The sequence below is a fragment of the Microbacterium sp. C448 genome (genome assembly GCF_000582705.2).
Taxonomy (GTDB): domain Bacteria; phylum Actinomycetota; class Actinomycetes; order Actinomycetales; family Microbacteriaceae; genus Microbacterium; species Microbacterium lacus_A.
The window spans coordinates 1-511 of the sequence record NZ_HG779776.1 but is presented as its reverse complement, the minus strand read 5'-3'; the positions used below and the strand labels follow the sequence as shown (position 1 = coordinate 511).

The following is a 511-nucleotide window of genomic DNA, read 5'->3' as shown; positions in this document are numbered from 1 at the left end:
GCCATGGTGAGCGGCCCGGTCGGGGTGGGTGGTCTTGCGGGGGTGCAGATCCTGCCGATGGGGGAGCGCGCGCTGCTTGCCGAGGTCGACTCCGTCGCCGAGGTGCTGGCCCTCGGCGCGGCGCTCGCCACTGCGCCGATCGCGGGCATCGGCGACCTCGTGCCCGCGGCGTGCACAGTTCTCGTCCCCTTCGATCCCGCACAGATTGCCGCAGCGAGCGTGCGCGCGTGGATCGAGCGAGCGTGGTCCGGGCGGGCAACGGTCGAGGGGACGAATGCCTCGGGCGCACGGTCGCCGACTGGTGCGGTCGTGCTCGACATCACCTACGAGGGCCCTGACCTCGCCGAGACCGCAGAACTCCTCGGCCTCGGCCCCGGGGAGCTCGCCGAACGGCACGAGCGCGCCGAGTGGACCGTGGCATTCACCGGGTTCGCGCCCGGCTTCGGATACTTGACCAGCCCGGCCTGGACGTTCAATGTGCCCCGGCTCGACTCTCCCCGGACTCGCGTGC

General features: G+C 72.4%; 1 protein-coding gene. It reads left to right on the top strand.

Annotated features, from left to right (window positions below; genetic code table 11):
* The coding region (locus tag MIC448_RS13585) for a carboxyltransferase domain-containing protein (RefSeq protein WP_306342165.1) at window positions 1-511 on the top strand (511 nt) is incomplete at both ends.